The organism is Geobacillus sp. C56-T3 (assembly GCF_000092445.1).
GTDB classification, from domain to species: Bacteria; Bacillota; Bacilli; order Bacillales; family Anoxybacillaceae; genus Geobacillus; species Geobacillus thermoleovorans.
Genome location: NC_014206.1, coordinates 849,538 through 865,800 on the forward strand (window position 1 = coordinate 849,538; position 16,263 = coordinate 865,800).

The following is a 16,263-nucleotide window of genomic DNA, read 5'->3' on the forward strand; positions in this document are numbered from 1 at the left end:
GGGAGAACGGAAAGGATGTCGTCCTTCTAATCAAGAGAATATATGTTCTATTCGTGTTGCTTGATTCCCCTCAATAATGATTCCATTTCACAAGCATATTTTTTCCGCTTTTGCCCAACGTAAAGTATGATGAGTAGTAGAGAACATTCCAGAACCTAAAGGAGGGCTGCCGCATGTCGAAACGAGTGCTCATGGTGGTGACGAACCATACGACGATCACCGACGACCACAAAACCGGGCTTTGGCTTGAAGAGTTTGCCGTGCCGTACTTGGTGTTTCAAGAAAAAGGGTATGACGTGAAAGTGGCGAGCATTCAAGGCGGTGATGTGCCGCTTGACCCGCGCAGCATCAATGAAAAAGACCCGTCTTGGGCCGAGGCGGAAGCGGCGCTGAACAACACGGCGCGCTTAAGCAAAGACGATGCGAACGGGTTTGACGCCATTTTCCTTCCCGGGGGACATGGAACGATGTTCGATTTTCCGGACAACGAAACGTTGCAATACGTCTTGCAGCAGTTTGCCGAAGACGGCCGGATCATCGCCGCTGTCTGCCACGGTCCGTCGGGGCTGGTGAACGCCACATACAAAGACGGCACGCCGATTGTGAAAGGAAAAACGGTCACATCGTTTACGGACGAAGAAGAACGCGAAGTCGTACTGGATGTGCATATGCCGTTTTTGCTCGAGTCCACCTTGCGCCTGCGCGGGGCGAATTTCGTCCGCGGCGAGAAGTGGACCGATTTCTCGGTGCGCGACGGCAACTTGATCACCGGACAAAACCCGCAATCAAGCCGAAGCACGGCGGAGAAAGTCGTCGCCGCGCTGGAAGAACTGGCGTGAGCGATATCGGCTGAACTTGTGACAAGACGCTGCTTTTTTGGCGCGTCTTGTTTTTTTTGGCACGATTTTCTGGCCGTTGTCCGGAAATGAATCCCGGTCAGTCAAGAGTTTGTGGAGAACTCTTTTCGATTCACCACGTATGTTGTCGACCACCAGTTAGCAAACCATTTTTATGTATTGATATCGTAAGCGTTTTTGGACTTTCATCTGTCATGGTAAGGTAGTGAAGCTGCAATCGATTTTTTACACCAAAACAAAATTCCGAAGAACTGACAGTGCTTAATGGGGCGGCATCCCGGACGACTGATGAAGATAAGGGATATTTTGACGTACCGTACCGGGATTACAATTCTTTCACGTTCTGCTGGAATGGATTATTTTGTACGAGCAACGGAAAAATCGAAGGCCATCGATGGCGCGGCAGAATAGGCTGTCTAATGATCCCGGCTCACTAGGCTGGATGGGGACAGCCTTTTGGTTGTTTGCGGATGAAAAACGATTTTTCTTCATAACACCCCAATATGTGGTATGGGGGGAAACGGTGTCGTTCAGTTACTACGGGGCGACCTGTGCAACGGAGCCAACGCTGCCGTTTCCCATGGGTGTGATGGAAACCACTACCGGCGCTTGGCGATGTCAAGCGCCTTTTTCGTATTGGCGAAATGAAGCTTGGCGCATGTCTCAAGCACTTCCGCCCCCCGCGCGCGGATGATGTTGGCGGCGGCTTCATCGACGATGGAGCCGGCGCCTTTTGGAAGCGGGAGGCCGATGGCGCGGGATAATCGCTCCATTTCGTCTAAAAACACATAGCGGGCGATGATCGAGGCGGCGGCGACCGCCACGTGCACGCTTTCTGCTTTCGGCAGGCAATGCACCCGCTCGCGGATGATGCGATCTTCATCGGAAAGGTAACGGAAATACGAATCCCGTTTTAAAAATTCGTCGATGATGATTGCTTCTGGTTCGATGGGCGCGATGGCGTCAACGAGTTTCGCGAGCGTCCGGTTGTGAAGCAGCGCCTTCATTTTCGTCTGCGGCATGCCGCTTCGCTGCCAGCGGTTGTATTCGGCGTTATCAAGCACGGTGACGGCATAAGGCGCCGTTTCCATGATGGCTGGCGCGATCCGTTTGATCGCCTCATCGTTCAATTGTTTCGAATCTTTCACGCCAAGCGCCGCGATTTTGGCGATATGCGACCGATCAACGTAGGCGGCGGCGACGACGATCGGGCCGAAATAGTCCCCGGTGCCGACTTCATCCGAACCGATCGCAGAAAGCTTCTCGAGCCTACGTTCCAATGGGGGCGAGGCGGTCTCTCTCTCCTGTCGTTTGCCTGGATCAGCCCCCCTCTTCCCCATCCATTTGGCTGCTTCTTGCTCCGCCGCTTTCCCTTGAAACAGCACTTTCCCCGAGCGGTAGGCGGTGATGACGACATCCGGGCGCTTGACGGCAAACAAAGCTCCAGCCGGAAGCCGGTCGGACAAGGCGTCTTCGTAGTGGGCGCGCAAGGCGTCAAGCAGCTGTTGGTCGGCTTGAATCACATAGTTTGACAACGTTCGATCGCTCCTTTATCTTCTCTATCGTCGCTGTGTGTCGCATCTTTCCATTATACCAGCGTTCATGATATGATAAACAGTAGGATTTTGCGAAATGGGGGAGAAAGTTTGACAGGACAGCCAAAAACGCGGGTGAGCGTCCGCATCTATGGTCAAGACTACACGATCGTCGGCGCGGAAAGCCCAGCCCATATCCGGCTCGTGGCGGCGTTCGTTGACGATAAAATGCATGAATTCAGTGAGAAAAATCCGATGCTCGATGTGCCGAAACTGGCCGTGTTGACGGCCGTCAACATCGCCAGTGAGTATCTCAAATTGAAAGAAGAATATCAACGGCTGGCGGAAAAGCTGAAACAGGAAAAGGACGGGAAACAGGATGATTGATGTCGTGCTGCTGTTTATCCTGCTGCTGGGGGCGATGATCGGGCTGAAGCGCGGCTTTATTCTCCAATTCATTCATATGGCCGGGTTTTTCATTGCCTTTTACGTCGCTTACCGGTATTATGAACGGTTGGTGCCGACATTGCGCCTTTGGATTCCATATCCGACGTTCGGCGATCCGGAGACGATGAAGCTGCTGTTTCAGAGCACCCATTTAGACGATGCCTATTATCGAGCGATTTCCTTTGCTCTTTTATTTTTTGTGGTGAAAATCGTGCTTCAAATCGTCGGTTCGATGCTCGATTTCGTCGCCCAGCTACCGCTGTTGCGCAGCGTCAACCGTCTGGCGGGGGCGGCGCTCGGATTTGCGGAAGTGTATTTGCTCGTCTTTTTGCTTTTGTATATCGGGGCGCTCGTGCCGATTGACAGCGTGCAGGAGCAGCTGCAGCATTCGCTCATGGCGACCGTGATTGTGAAACATACGCCGGTGTTGTCGGAGATGCTTGGCAACTGGTGGATTCATGGCCGCGTCTGATGACCTGCTTGAAGGACGACAAACGCTTTCACCGATTCATGACTGTGTTTGCTGGAATGTGGCCGTGGTGTTGGAAAGAGAGGGGACGGCATGGACATAAACAAAAAAGATGTCATCCGCCTGTTGGAAACGATTGCGTTATATTTGGAAATCAAAGGGGAGAATCCGTTTAAAGTGAACGCATTCCGCAAGGCGGCAAGCGCGTTGGAGGCGGATGAACGAAGCCTGACGGAGATCAGCGACTTTACCGCCATCCCTGGCATCGGCAAAAGCACAGCGGCGATCATCACCGAATTTATCAAGAGCGGCTCGTCGTCGGTGCTGAATGAACTAAAACACGATGTTCCGGAGACGCTGCTCGCCTTGCTCAAACTGCCGGGGCTTGGCGGCAAAAAAATCGCCAAGCTGCATCAGGAGCTTGGCATTGTCGATATGGACGGATTGAAAGAAGCGTGCTTGGCTGGAAAAGTGCGCGCGCTTGCCGGTTTTGGCGCGAAAACGGAAGAAAAGCTGCTTGCGGCCATTGAAAAGGCAGGCAAACGCCCCGAGCGGCTGCCGCTCGCTCGGGTGCTCGCGATCGCGGCGGACATTGAACGCCAGCTCGCTTGTCTTGATGGCGTGATTCGCTTCTCGCGGGCCGGCAGCTTGCGGCGCTTGAACGAAACGGTGAAAGATTTGGATTATGTCATCGCTACCGACCGTCCGGCCGAGGTGCGCGACGGGCTGCTCGGCTTTGAGCGCGTCCGCGGGGTGCTCGCCGCTGGGGAGACGAAAGTGTCGCTTCTTTTCCAGTATGAGGATGAAGTGGCCGTTGACTTTCGGCTGGTCAGCGAGGCGCAATTCGCGACCGCGCTTCATCATTTCACCGGATCGAAGGAGCATAACGTGCGCATGCGCCAGCTCGCCAAAGAGCGCGGCGAGAAAATCAGCGAATACGGCGTGGAAGACGAAGCGACAGGCAAGGTGAAAACGTTCCCGGATGAAGCGGCGTTTTACGCCCATTTCGGGCTGCCGCACATTCCGCCGGAGCTGCGTGAAGATGGCACGGAAATCGAGCGGTTTTCCGCTGATCGGCCGCTTGTGCGCCTTGAAGACATTCAAGGCGATTTGCATATGCATTCGGCGTGGAGCGACGGAGCATGTTCGCTTGCGGAGCTCGTCGAGGCGTGCCGCCGCCGCGGCTACCGGTATATCGCCATCACCGACCATTCGCACTATTTGAAAGTCGCCAACGGCTTGACCCCGGATCGGTTGCGGCGCCAGCGCGAGGAAATTGAGCGGCTGAACGCGCGCTATTCGGATTTTACGATTTTGGCCGGCATTGAGATGGATATTTTGCCGGACGGGACGCTCGATTACGACGATGACGTGCTCAAGGAGCTTGATTTTGTCATCGCCGCCATTCACTCTGCGTTCAAACAGCCGCGCGAGACGATCATGAAACGGCTTGAGGCGGCGCTTCGCCACCCGTACGTCGATGTCATTGCCCACCCGACCGGAAGGCTGATCGGCCAGCGCGACGGCTATGACGTCGATATCGAGCGGCTCATCGAGCTGGCGGCGGAGACGAACACGGTGCTTGAGTTAAACGCCAACCCAAACCGGCTCGACTTGTCGGCGGCCTACGTGAAAAAAGCCGAGGAAGCGGGGGCGTATATTGCCATTAACACGGACGCCCACCATTTGGACATGCTCGAGGATATGGCGATCGGCGTAGCGACGGCAAGAAAAGGTTGGATCTATAAGGAAACGGTCATCAACACATGGCCGCTTGAAAAGCTGCAACAGTTTTTGCGCGACAAACGAAAGAAATGAATCAGCTGGGGGTCAGATACGTGCAACGAAAAGTGCTTCACACCTTGGAGTTTGACAAAGTGAAAAAGCAGTTGGCTGAGCATGCGTCCTCGCCGCTCGGTTTGGAAAAAATCGACGCTCTCATGCCGTCATCCGACTTGGAGGAGGTGGCCGCTTGGCTTGACGAAACGGATGAAGCCGCCGCTGTTTTGCGGCTTGCTGGCTATGCGCCGCTTGACGGAGCGGTGGACATTCGCCCTCATTTGAAACGGGCGGCGATCGGCGGCACGCTCAGCCCGCAAGAGCTGCTTGAAGTGGCGGCCACCTCGGCCGCAAGCCGGCAAATGAAGCGGCTGATTATGGATCTGCATGAAGAGCACGGGGGATTGGACCGTCTGTCCACTTATGCCGATGAGCTCGTGGAGGTGCCGGCGCTTGAACATGACATTCGCCGCTCGATCGACGACCATGGCGAAGTGCTGGATGCCGCAAGCGACCGCCTCCGCTCGCTGCGCGGGCAAATTCGGTCAGTGGAAGCGCGCATCCGCGAGAAACTCGAGAACATCATCCGCTCGCCGTCGGCGCAAAAGCGGCTGTCGGACGCCATCATTACGATCCGCAATGACCGATATGTCATCCCGGTGAAACAAGAGTATCGCGGCGCCTACGGCGGCATCGTCCACGACCAGTCAGCGTCCGGGGCGACGCTGTTTATTGAACCGCAGGCGGTCGTCGAGTTGAACAATGCGCTCCGCGAAGCGCGGGCGAAAGAAAAGCAAGAAATCGAACGCATTTTGCGCGAACTTTCGGCAAAAGTCGCTGAGCAGGCCGAGCCGCTTGCGCGGGCGGTCGAAGCGCTCGCGGCGCTTGATTTTGCGTTCGCCAAGGCGAAATACGCCCGCCGGTTGCAAGCCGCGAAGCCAGCGGTCAATAGCCGAGGCTATCTTCGCTTTTTGCAGGCACGCCATCCGCTGCTGGATCAAGAAAAGGCGGTGCCCAATGACATTGAACTCGGCGGCGACTATACGACGATCGTCATCACCGGGCCGAACACCGGCGGAAAAACGGTGACGTTAAAAACGATCGGCTTGTTGACGCTCATGGCGCAAGCGGGGCTGTTCATCCCGGCGGCCGACGGATCGGAAGCGGCGGTGTTCCGTTCCGTTTTCGCCGATATCGGCGATGAGCAGTCGATCGAACAAAGCTTGAGCACGTTCTCGTCCCATATGGTCAATATTGTTGATATTTTGCGCCATGTCGATGGTGAAAGCCTTGTGCTGTTTGACGAGCTTGGGGCTGGCACCGACCCGCAGGAAGGGGCGGCGCTCGCCATCGCCATCTTGGATGAAGTGCACGGGCGCGGGGCGCGGACGGTGGCGACGACGCATTATTCCGAGTTGAAAGCGTACGGCTACAACCGCCCCGGCGTCGTGAATGCCAGCGTCGAGTTTGACACCGAAACGCTCCGCCCGACGTATAAACTGTTGATCGGCATCCCCGGCCGCAGCAACGCCTTTGATATTTCGCGCCGCCTTGGGCTTGATGAACGCATCATCGAGCGGGCGAAAGCGCAAGTGAGCGCGGAAAGCCATAACGTGGAAAACATGATCGCGTCGCTTGAACGAAGCAAAAAGCAAGCGGAGGAAGAGGAAGCGCGGGCGCGGGCGGCGCTGGAGGAGGCTGAGCGTCTGCGCGCCGAATGGGAACAAAAATGGGAAGAGCTCGAAGAAGAAAAAGCGGAGCGGCTGGCGGAAGCAACGCAAAAAGCAGCCGACATCATCCGCGCCGCGGAACGCGAAGCCGAGCGGATCATTCAAGAGCTGCGCCGCTTGCAAAAAGAAAAGCAGGCGGAAGTGAAAGAGCATGAGCTCGTCGAGGCGAAACAGCGGCTCGCTGCCGCTATGCCGAAAGTGGAGAAGCGGAAAAAGGCGAAAAAGGCTGCTTCACGCCATGTGTTCCAGCCGGGTGATGAAGTGAAGGTGACGAGCCTCAACCAAAAAGGCTATTTGATCGAAAAAGTGTCGGACGACGAATGGCAAGTGCAGCTCGGCATTTTAAAAATGAAAATCCGTGAACGCGATTTGGAGTATATCGGCAGCGCGTCGGCGAAAGATGTGACGCCGATTGCGACGGTGAAAGGCAAGGACGCCCATGTGAGTCTCGAGCTTGACTTGCGCGGCGAACGGTACGAAGACGCTCTCATTCGGCTTGAGAAATACTTGGATGATGCTGTGCTCGCCGGATATGCGCGCGTTTCGATCATCCACGGCAAAGGGACGGGCGCGCTCCGCCAAGGAGTACAGCAGTTTTTAAAACAACACCGGGCGGTGAAAAGCTTCCGGTTCGGAGAGGCGAATGAAGGCGGCACCGGGGTGACGATCGTGGAACTGAAATGATGGGGGCGATGGCAATGGCGTCGTTTTGGGAGCACGACATGGTGAAAACGGCGGCCAATTTCAGCGTCGCCGTGTTGTGCATCGTCGTCTTTTTAGCCGTATTTGAATTGGTGACGAAGTACAAAAACTGGGAAGAGATTCGCAAAGGCAATGTGGCGGTGGCGATGGCAACCGGCGGGAAAATTTTCGGCATCGCCAACATTTTTCGCTATGCGCTCGCCCGCCATGAGTCGCTGCCGTCGATGATTGGCTGGGGGCTGTACGGGTTTTTGCTTCTGCTCGCCGCGTACTTTATTTACGAATTTTTGACGCCGAAATTCAATATTGATGACGAAATTGCCAATGACAACCGGGCCGTCGGCTTGATTTCCATGGTGATTTCCGTCGGCTTGTCGTTTGTCATCGGCGAAGGCATTCAGTAAAGGGGAACAACGAATGAACGCAGTAGTCAAATGGTTGTTGATCGCCGTCGGACTGCTTTTAATCGCCGGCATCGTCTATATGGCCGTGCGCAACCGATCGGTCGATGTGCTGGCGAAAATCTTGTTTGTCATCTGCGCGTGCTTTTTCTTCGTTGGTTTGGTGTACTGGTTTTGGTAACGCTCGGTTCAAGCCCGGCGTTCTTTTTTTTTGATGAAAAATTAGAAAAAGTAAAATAAAATAGAAGCAAGGGGGGATTGCATATGGAAAAACCGTGGCTCGCTCACTACCCGCCGGAGATTCCGCATACGCTCGACTATCCAAAGAAAACGCTTTCCGACCATTTGCGGGAGACGGCGGAACAATTCGGAGACCATGAGGCGATCGACTTTTTCGGAAAGACGATGACGTTTCGCGAGCTGTACGAGCAAGCATTGACATTCGCGCATTATTTGCGGACGATCGGATTGAAAAAAGGGGATCGGGTGGCGGTGATGCTGCCGAACTGCCCGCAGGCCGTCATCAGCTACTACGGGACGCTCCTAGCCGGCGGCATCGTCGTGCAGACGAACCCGCTTTACACCGAGTATGAGCTTGAATACCAGCTGAACGACAGCGGCGCCTCGGTGCTCGTGACGATGGATCTTCTGTATCCAAAGGCGGAAAAGGTGAAAGGGAGGACGCCGGTCAAACATTGGATTGTCACGAGAATGCAAGATTATTTGCCCACGGTGAAGAAATGGCTGTATCCGCTTGTGCAGCGGAAGCAAAACATGCCCATCGTCCGCATCGAGGAAAGCGAAACCGTTCATATGTTCCGCACGATCGTCAGTCAGAAGGAAACCGCTCCGATCGGGGTGGACATCGATCCGGTGGAAGATGTGGCGCTGCTGCAATATACAGGCGGCACGACGGGGCATCCGAAAGCGGCCATGTTGACGCATCGCAATTTGATCGCCAATACGCTCATGTGCGCCCATTGGGTGTATAAATGCGAAAAAGGAAAAGAAACGGTGCTCGGTGTGCTTCCGTTTTTCCACGTGTACGGCATGACGACGGTGATGAATTTGTCCGTGATGATGGCGAGCAAAATGGTGCTGCTCCCGCGCTTTGATGTCAAGCAAACATTAAAAGCAATCGAGCGCACCCGGCCGACGATGTTCCCAGGCGCGCCGACGATGTACATCGCTTTGTTGAACCATCCGGATTTGCCGAAATATGATTTATCCTCGATCAACGTCTGCATCAGCGGCTCCGCTCCGCTGCCGGTCGAGGTGCAGGAGCAGTTTGAGCGGGCGACGGGCGGAAAATTGATTGAAGGCTATGGGTTAACCGAGGCGTCCCCTGTCACCCACAGCAACTTCCTTTGGGACGGGGAGCGGGTGAAAGGAAGCATCGGCGTCCCGTGGCCGGATACGGACGCGAAAATCATTTCCTTGGAAACGGGTGAGGAAGCAAAGCCGGGAGAGCGTGGAGAACTCGTCGTGCGCGGGCCGCAAGTGATGAAAGGTTACTGGAATCGTCCGGAAGAGACCGAGCAAGTGCTGCGCGACGGATGGCTGTATACAGGTGACATTGGATATATGGATGAGCGGGGGTATTTTTATATCGTCGACCGCAAGAAAGATGTCATTATCGCCGGCGGTTACAACATTTACCCGCGCGAAGTCGAAGAAGCGCTGTACGAGCACCCGAAAGTGCAGGAAGCGGCCGTGATCGGCGTTCCGGATCCGTACCGCGGCGAGACGGTGAAAGCGTTCGTCGTGTTAAAGCCAGGGGAGATGTGCAGCGAACAGGAGCTTGACGCGTTTATGCGCCAGCGCCTGGCTGCTTACAAAGTGCCGCGCATCTACGAGTTCCGCAGCGAATTGCCGAAGACGGCGGTCGGCAAAATTTTGCGCCGCGTGTTGGTGGAAGAGGAGAAAAAGAAGCTTGACAAATCGGCAGAATTGCCCGTAAAATGAAAATATGAATGATGGTTCATTCATTTGACGGATGGAAAGTGAGAAAAGGAGAATCCATATTGCGGAGGGAAAAGCCGAAATTTAAGCAAATCATTGACGCTGCCGTCGTCGTCATCGCCGAGCACGGCTACCATCAAGCACAGGTGTCGAAAATCGCCAAGCAGGCCGGTGTCGCCGACGGCACGATCTACCTTTATTTTAAAAACAAAGAGGATATTTTAATTTCGCTTTTTCAGGAAAAGATGGGGGCGTTCATCGAGAAAATTGAACAAGAGACAGAAGGAATTTCAAGCCCCCTAGAGAAATTGTATGTATTGGTGAAGACTCATTTTTCCGCCCTCGCCGCTGATCCGCATATGGCGGTCGTGACGCAGCTTGAGCTGCGCCAGTCGAACAAAGAGCTGCGCCATCGCATCAATGAGGTGCTGAAAGGATATTTGCGGCTCATCGACCGCATCATCATGGAGGGGATGGAAAAAGGGGAGTTTCGCCAAGATTTAGACGTCCGGCTCACTCGGCAAATGATCTTTGGCACCCTTGATGAAACGGTGACGACGTGGGTGATGAACGAGCAAAAGTATGACTTGGCCGCCCTCGCCGATCCGGTGTACGAACTGCTCGTCAAAGGGTGCGCCGCCGGACGTTAGGAAAGGCAGAAAGGGGAGAGGCTTCATGGACTTTTTTCGTTTGGCGAAAGAGGAGTTCGTCGCCGTCGTGACGTTTTCGCGGCCGCCGGCGAACGCCCTTTCATCAGCGGTTTTGAAAGAGTTTTCAACCGTGTTGGACGAGCTCGAGACCGACCCGGAAGTACGCGTCGTGCTGCTTCATGGCGAAGGAAGATTTTTCTCAGCCGGCGCCGATATTAAAGAATTCACGTCCATCGCTTCCGCTGAGGAGGCATCCGGCTTGTCGCGCAACGGCCAACTCGTGATGGAGCGGATCGAACGCTTTTCCAAACCAGTCATTGCGGCGATTCACGGCGCCGCATTAGGCGGTGGGTTGGAGCTGGCTATGAGCTGCCACATTCGCGTGGTGGCGGAAAACGCCAAACTCGGCCTTCCGGAGCTGCAGCTTGGCATCATCCCTGGATTTGCTGGCACGCAGCGGCTTGTGCGCTACGTCGGCTTTGGCAAAGCGGCGGAAATGATGTGGACGAGCGAGCCGATCACCGGACTCGAAGCGGTTGAATGGGGGCTTGCCAACAAGGCGGTGCCGGAAGAGCGGCTTCTTGATGAAGCAAAAGCGTTGGCGAAAAAGATTGCCGCCAAAAGTCCGCTTTCCGTCCGTGCGACGATTGAAGTGCTCAACGCCGCGAAGGAAAAATCGTTTGCCGAGGCAGTGCGCGAGGAAGCGGAATGGTTTGGCCGCGTGTTTGTATCCGAGGATGCAAAAGAAGGCGTGCAGGCGTTTTTGGAAAAACGGCCGCCTGTCTTTAAAGGGAAATGATCCCTGTAAATATCTGAATGTTGGAACATGAAACAATGTTCGACCAAACCGAGGAGGGGAACGACATGAACATTTTTGTGTTGATGAAACGCACCTTTGACACTGAAGAAAAAATCTCCATCGTCAATGGCAAGATTAACGAGGAAGGCGCTGAATTCATCATCAACCCGTACGACGAATACGCCATTGAAGAAGCCATTCAAGTCCGCGACAAACACGGCGGTGAAGTGACGGTCGTCACCGTCGGCAGCGAGGAAGCGGAAAAAGAGCTGCGCACGGCGCTCGCCATGGGCTGCGATAAAGCGGTGCTCATCAACATTGACGATGATGTCGAAGAACAAGACCAATATACGACGGCGAAAGTGCTCGCTGAATACTTAAAAGACAAAAACCCGGACTTGATTTTAGCCGGCAACGTCGCTATTGACGGCGGTTCCGGGCAAGTCGGCCCGCGCGTTGCGGAATTGCTCGGCATTCCGTATGTGACGACGATCACGAAGCTGGACATTGCTGACGGCGGCAAAGTGACCGTTGTGCGCGACGTCGAGGGGGATGAGGAAATCATCGAAACGTCGCTGCCGCTCCTTGTCACCGCTCAACAAGGGCTGAATGAACCGCGCTATCCGTCGCTGCCGGGCATTATGAAGGCGAAGAAAAAGCCGCTTGACGAGTTGGAGCTTGACGACCTGGATCTTGATGAAGAGGATGTCGAAGCAAAAACGAAAACGATCGAAGTGTTCTTGCCGCCGAAGCGCGAAGCGGGCAAAATTTTGCAAGGCGAGATCGCTGATCAAGTGAAGGAACTCGTTCAGCTGCTCCGCTCCGAAGCGAAAGTGGTATAAGCGGAAACCGCTGTCGGCGTTCGGATGAAGCACAACGGGGAATCAAAGGATAGGGGGACTGAAACATGGCACGTAAAGTATTGACCTTAGCAGAAGTGCGGGATGGATCGCTGCGGAACGTTTCGTTTGAAGCCATTGCAGCGGCCAAAACGATCGCCGAAGGCGGGGAAGTCGTCTCGGTGCTCGTCGGCGACCAAGTGCAGGCGCATGCGAACGAACTCATTTACCGCGGTGCGGACCGCGTCGTCGTCATCGAACATCCGAATTTGAAATTTTATACATCAGATGGCTATTCGCAAGCGTTAAAAGCCGTGATTGACAAAGAGCAGCCGGAAGGCATCGTCTTCGGCCATACGGCGCTCGGCAAAGACTTGTCGCCGAAATTGGCCATCAAGCTCGACGCCGGCCTCGTTTCCGACGTCATCGCCGTCGAAGAGGCAGGCGGCAACATCGTCTTTACCCGTCCGATCTACTCCGGCAAAGCGTTTGAAAAGAAAATCGTCACCGATGGCATCATCTTTGCGACGGTGCGTCCGAACAACATCGCGCCGCTTGAGCGCGACGAGTCGCGCACAGGCAGCGTGGAAGCGCTCGCCGTCGAGATTAAAGACTTGCGCGCGATTGTCAAAGAAGTCGTCCGCAAAACGGCGGAAGGCGTCGACTTGACCGAGGCGAAAGTGATCGTCGCCGGCGGCCGCGGCGTCAAAAGCGCCGAAGGCTTCAAGCCGCTCCAAGAGCTCGCCGAAGTGTTGGGCGGCGCGGTCGGCGCTTCGCGCGGGGCGTGCGATGCCGGCTATTGCGACTACTCGCTGCAAATCGGACAAACGGGGAAAGTCGTCACGCCGGATCTTTACATCGCTTGCGGCATCTCAGGCGCCATCCAGCATTTAGCGGGGATGTCCAACTCGAAAGTCATCGTCGCCATTAACAAAGACCCGGAAGCCAACATCTTTAAAGTCGCGGACTACGGCATTGTCGGCGATTTGTTCGAAGTCGTTCCGCTCCTCACCGAAGAGTTCAAAAAACTGAAAGTGCATTCGTAATGAACAACACGGGCGGCTGCAGCCGTCCGTTTTTTGACGGATAAATTCCGCGGCAAAAGCGAATAGTAGAAACGAAGCAAAACATTCGCGCCGACATGCATTCCATGGTATACTTTGCTTGCAGCATTCAAGAAGATGGGAGGGAATCCATATGGCGATTGTCAACGCCACTGACCAAACGTTCGCCGCAGAAACGAAAGACGGCCTTACGCTCGTTGACTTTTGGGCGCCATGGTGCGGACCGTGCCGCATGATCGCTCCGGTGCTGGAAGAGCTTGACCGCGAAATGGGCGACAAAGTGAAAATCGTCAAAGTGAATGTCGATGAAAACCAAGAAACAGCGTCGAAGTTCGGCGTCATGAGCATCCCGACGCTGCTTCTGTTCAAAGATGGCCAACTTGTCGACAAAGCGGTCGGCTATCAGCCGAAAGAGGCGCTTGTGCAGCTGGTTGGCAAACATGTGTCATAACGGAGAAAGAAGGAAATCCAGAGGGGAAGAAGCCTCTGGATTTTTTTATTTAAGGTGTGATCAGCCAGGAAGAGAGGATTTTCAGCAAGAGGGGAGTCCTCTCTTTTTCATCATGTGTTGACATTGAAATTCATTTTCTCTTATAATCTTATTGTATTGATATTGATTATCATTTTTTTGGGTGTGTGAACGGGGGGATACATAATGTCATTGAAATGGAAGTGGCTCGCCGTGTTCGCCGCCGCGGCGTTGGCGCTTGGCGCGTGCGGCCAGAGCAAGCAGACGGCGGGAACAGAAAAAGAAAGCAGCAACCAAACGGCTGGGGAAAAACAAGAAAAGCCGAAAGAGGAAGAGAAGACGGAGAACGAGAAGGAAGAAGCGGAAGTCGATTATGCGGGAGCGTTCAGCGAAGCGCTCGCGGAGCTTGAGAAGGCGAAGCAAGGCGGGGCGGTCGACTTCGGCAAAGTGGAGAGCATCTACAAAGAAAAGCTGCAGCCGCTTGTACAAAAACGTGACGCGGAATTTGAAGATACGCTTGACCAACATATTACCAACGCACTGGCCGCCGGCAAAGACGGGTCGCTTGAGCCGTTGGTTGTCAAGCAAATTTTTGACAAGCTGATGCAAAAAGTGTTTTACACGACGATCAAACATGAGTTTACCGAAGCAGAAGAGCATTGGGCCAATAAGGAAGAAGTAAAGGAAGAGCTTGAGGAAGCGAAGGCATTTTACGCGATTTTGCAGTCGACCGTGGAAAAGCGCGATGCGGCTTACGGAACGAAGTTGGTTGACGCGATCAACGGGGCGTTTGCCCAAATGGAGCAAGCGGTCCAAAACGATGATGCGCTCTCATTTGCCCTCGGCAAGCAAGTCGTGGACAAAACATTGATGAAAACATTCTATTTAGCGAGCGGAGCGCTGCCGCACGGCTATGCGGCGAAGGCGGCGGCTGCGGCCAAGGAAAACGCCGAAGAAGCCAAAGTGGAGCAGGCGGAAGGCTGGGCGTTTTATCAGTCCGTCTATCCGTATATGAAACGGCATGCCGCGGAGGAGGCGGATTACATTTTGAAACAGTTTGACCTGCAAACCGATGTCAAAACGCTCGATCCGAAAGCGGTGAACCATGCGTTCGTGCGCGGATGGGCGAAAGTGGCGCTTCACGAATATGAAGAAAGCAAAGAAAATTGGGGGCAAGACAAGTCGGTGATCACCGCCTTAGAAGGCGCGCTCTTTATTAACATGATCGAAAATGATATCAAAACGCTGCTCGGCGACAAGGCATACACCGACTTGAACGAACAGGCGACACGCTACCTAGAGGCGGCAAAGGCAAAAAACAAAGCTGAGGGTGACAAATGGCTGCCGCAAATTGAAGCCGCCCTGCAACAAGTGATTGAAAAAGCGAAATAACCTAGCAACAAGGGCGTCCTGTGGACGCCCTTGTTTGACGAAGGAGGCAGCAGATTTGATGTCGGCAGAGTGCTCGATGGTGGATGTCAGGCAGCTTGTGTGTCTTCAGGGCAGTCGTCTGTCCGGAAACGTTTGGTTTTTTTCATGGCGCCGCGACTTTTCCAAGCGGCTGTGGTAAGATGCTGATGGACAGCCAATTTTGTAATGGGGTGAAACCGTTGAAAATCGTTGTTACTGGAGGAGCCGGATTTATTGGCAGCCATCTAGCCGCCCGGTTAAGCGGACTCGGATATGACGTGGCTGCAGTGGATTGTTTTCATCCATATTATTCTGCTGAACGGAAAGAGCGGCAGTTTCAGACGCTCACCGGCGGTCGGGTGCCGCTTGTCCGCTTGGATTTGCTTGATGGGGAGCGAACGAAAAGGTGGCTGGTCGAGTTTCGCCCCGATGTCGTCTACCATTTGGCGGCGCTGCCGGGCGTGCCGTATTCCATTGAGAAGCCGCTCGCGTATATCGACTATGACATCAAAGCGACGGTCAATGTGTTGGCGGCGGCGGGGGAAGCGGGTGCGGCGCACGTGCTGTTTGCCTCATCGTCATCGGTGTACGGCGACCGAGGCAATGTGCCGCTCCGGGAAGAGATGGCTGACGGCCGCGTCGTGTCGCCGTATGCGGCGGCGAAATACGGAGCGGAATCGTTTTGTCATGCCTATGCCCATTTGTATGGCTACCAAATGACGATTTTCCGCTATTTCACCGTTTACGGGCCGTGGGGTCGTCCGGATATGGCGATCGGCACGTTTTTGCGCCGATTGCTGGCGGGCGAGGAGATTGTCGTGTATGGCAAGGGGACGGCGCGCGATTATACGTACATCGATGATATTGTGGAGGGCATGATCGCAGCACTTCACCGCAGCGGCGGGCGAAGCGAAGTGTTCAACTTGGGCGCCGGGGCGCCCGTCACCATGGAGCAGCTGCTCGCTGAGTTGCGGAAGCACTTTCCCGATATGAAAAACGTGCACGCGCCGGAGCGGAAAGGCGATGTGAAAGCGACATGGGCGGACATCACGAAGGCGGAGCGGGCGTTTGGTTACAAGCCGAAGGTGGCGTTTGCCGAAGGGCTCGCCCGCACGGTGGCGTGGGCGCGCGAATATGAGCGGTAAACCGG

The 16,263-nt window shown here is 54.7% G+C and carries 16 protein-coding genes; 15 read left to right on the plus strand and 1 reads right to left on the minus strand.

From position 1 onward, the window contains the following. The first annotated feature begins 173 nt into the window (after window positions 1-173). Window positions 174-839, plus strand: coding sequence for a type 1 glutamine amidotransferase domain-containing protein (locus GC56T3_RS04350; RefSeq protein WP_013144545.1), 666 nt, complete (start codon window positions 174-176; stop codon window positions 837-839). Between the two features lie 617 nt (window positions 840-1,456). Here the strand turns inward: GC56T3_RS04350 and rnhC are convergent. Further along, window positions 1,457-2,392, minus strand: a complete 936-nt coding sequence (rnhC, locus tag GC56T3_RS04355) for a ribonuclease HIII (protein ID WP_013144546.1) — start codon at window positions 2,390-2,392, stop codon at window positions 1,457-1,459. Between the two features lie 111 nt (window positions 2,393-2,503). Here rnhC and zapA point away from each other — a divergent pair, with 111 nt between their 5' ends. The 14 genes from zapA (at window position 2,504) to GC56T3_RS04420 (ending at window position 16,258) form a co-directional block, all read left to right on the plus strand. Continuing rightward, complete coding sequence (gene zapA, locus GC56T3_RS04360; protein ID WP_013144547.1) at window positions 2,504-2,779, plus strand: cell division protein ZapA; 276 nt, start codon at window positions 2,504-2,506, stop codon at window positions 2,777-2,779. Next, complete coding sequence (locus GC56T3_RS04365; RefSeq protein ID WP_013144548.1) at window positions 2,772-3,311, plus strand: CvpA family protein; 540 nt, start codon at window positions 2,772-2,774, stop codon at window positions 3,309-3,311. The genes zapA and GC56T3_RS04365 overlap by 8 nt, the downstream gene beginning before the upstream one ends. A gap of 90 nt (window positions 3,312-3,401) precedes the next feature. Next, on the plus strand, window positions 3,402-5,126 hold the full coding sequence (gene polX, locus GC56T3_RS04370; protein ID WP_013144549.1) for a DNA polymerase/3'-5' exonuclease PolX: 1,725 nt from the start codon (window positions 3,402-3,404) through the stop codon (window positions 5,124-5,126). A 20-nt stretch (window positions 5,127-5,146) separates the two neighbouring features. Next, window positions 5,147-7,501: an endonuclease MutS2 gene (locus GC56T3_RS04375; RefSeq protein ID WP_369769991.1), complete on the plus strand. Its 2,355-nt coding sequence runs from the start codon at window positions 5,147-5,149 to the stop codon at window positions 7,499-7,501. A gap of 14 nt (window positions 7,502-7,515) precedes the next feature. Beyond that, a complete protein-coding gene (locus tag GC56T3_RS04380) occupies window positions 7,516-7,923 on the plus strand; it encodes a DUF350 domain-containing protein (protein WP_015375560.1) in 408 nt (135 codons plus the stop codon). Between the two features lie 13 nt (window positions 7,924-7,936). Next, complete coding sequence (locus GC56T3_RS19570; protein ID WP_013144552.1) at window positions 7,937-8,101, plus strand: hypothetical protein; 165 nt, start codon at window positions 7,937-7,939, stop codon at window positions 8,099-8,101. An 83-nt stretch (window positions 8,102-8,184) separates the two neighbouring features. After that, window positions 8,185-9,885 carry a long-chain-fatty-acid--CoA ligase gene (locus GC56T3_RS04385; protein WP_013144553.1) on the plus strand — a complete coding sequence of 567 codons (1,701 nt, stop codon included), beginning with the start codon at window positions 8,185-8,187 and terminating at the stop codon, window positions 9,883-9,885. A 59-nt stretch (window positions 9,886-9,944) separates the two neighbouring features. Next, window positions 9,945-10,532 carry a TetR/AcrR family transcriptional regulator gene (locus tag GC56T3_RS04390; RefSeq protein WP_011232163.1) on the plus strand — a complete coding sequence of 196 codons (588 nt, stop codon included), beginning with the start codon at window positions 9,945-9,947 and terminating at the stop codon, window positions 10,530-10,532. Between the two features lie 25 nt (window positions 10,533-10,557). Next, window positions 10,558-11,331: an enoyl-CoA hydratase gene (locus GC56T3_RS04395; RefSeq protein WP_013144554.1), complete on the plus strand. Its 774-nt coding sequence runs from the start codon at window positions 10,558-10,560 to the stop codon at window positions 11,329-11,331. Window positions 11,332-11,396: 65 nt separating this feature from the next. After that, window positions 11,397-12,173 (plus strand): electron transfer flavoprotein subunit beta/FixA family protein, encoded by a 777-nt coding sequence (locus GC56T3_RS04400; protein ID WP_013144555.1) that lies wholly within the window; start codon window positions 11,397-11,399, stop codon window positions 12,171-12,173. Window positions 12,174-12,238: 65 nt separating this feature from the next. Beyond that, a complete protein-coding gene (locus GC56T3_RS04405; protein WP_013144556.1) occupies window positions 12,239-13,216 on the plus strand; it encodes an electron transfer flavoprotein subunit alpha/FixB family protein in 978 nt (325 codons plus the stop codon). A gap of 151 nt (window positions 13,217-13,367) precedes the next feature. Beyond that, a complete protein-coding gene (gene trxA, locus GC56T3_RS04410) occupies window positions 13,368-13,685 on the plus strand; it encodes a thioredoxin (protein ID WP_013144557.1) in 318 nt (105 codons plus the stop codon). Window positions 13,686-13,889: 204 nt separating this feature from the next. Continuing rightward, window positions 13,890-15,095 carry a hypothetical protein gene (locus GC56T3_RS04415; RefSeq protein WP_013144558.1) on the plus strand — a complete coding sequence of 402 codons (1,206 nt, stop codon included), beginning with the start codon at window positions 13,890-13,892 and terminating at the stop codon, window positions 15,093-15,095. A 218-nt stretch (window positions 15,096-15,313) separates the two neighbouring features. After that, on the plus strand, window positions 15,314-16,258 hold the full coding sequence (locus GC56T3_RS04420) for an NAD-dependent epimerase/dehydratase family protein (RefSeq protein WP_041468706.1): 945 nt from the start codon (window positions 15,314-15,316) through the stop codon (window positions 16,256-16,258). Window positions 16,259-16,263 lie beyond the last annotated feature (5 nt).

Bases quoted from the DNA above. Each gene is read 5' to 3' on its own strand.
- GC56T3_RS04365 (WP_013144548.1), top strand. From the start codon at position 2,772: ATGATTGATGTCGTGCTGCTGTTTATCCTGCTGCTGGGGGCGATGATC.
- GC56T3_RS04395 (WP_013144554.1), top strand. From the start codon at position 10,558: ATGGACTTTTTTCGTTTGGCGAAAGAGGAGTTCGTCGCCGTCGTGACG.
- GC56T3_RS19570 (WP_013144552.1), top strand. From the start codon at position 7,937: ATGAACGCAGTAGTCAAATGGTTGTTGATCGCCGTCGGACTGCTTTTA.
- GC56T3_RS04415 (WP_013144558.1), top strand. From the start codon at position 13,890: ATGTCATTGAAATGGAAGTGGCTCGCCGTGTTCGCCGCCGCGGCGTTG.
- GC56T3_RS04400 (WP_013144555.1), top strand. From the start codon at position 11,397: ATGAACATTTTTGTGTTGATGAAACGCACCTTTGACACTGAAGAAAAA.
- GC56T3_RS04380 (WP_015375560.1), top strand. From the start codon at position 7,516: ATGGCGTCGTTTTGGGAGCACGACATGGTGAAAACGGCGGCCAATTTC.
- polX (WP_013144549.1), top strand. From the start codon at position 3,402: ATGGACATAAACAAAAAAGATGTCATCCGCCTGTTGGAAACGATTGCG.
- GC56T3_RS04405 (WP_013144556.1), top strand. From the start codon at position 12,239: ATGGCACGTAAAGTATTGACCTTAGCAGAAGTGCGGGATGGATCGCTG.
- GC56T3_RS04350 (WP_013144545.1), top strand. From the start codon at position 174: ATGTCGAAACGAGTGCTCATGGTGGTGACGAACCATACGACGATCACC.
- trxA (WP_013144557.1), top strand. From the start codon at position 13,368: ATGGCGATTGTCAACGCCACTGACCAAACGTTCGCCGCAGAAACGAAA.
- GC56T3_RS04385 (WP_013144553.1), top strand. From the start codon at position 8,185: ATGGAAAAACCGTGGCTCGCTCACTACCCGCCGGAGATTCCGCATACG.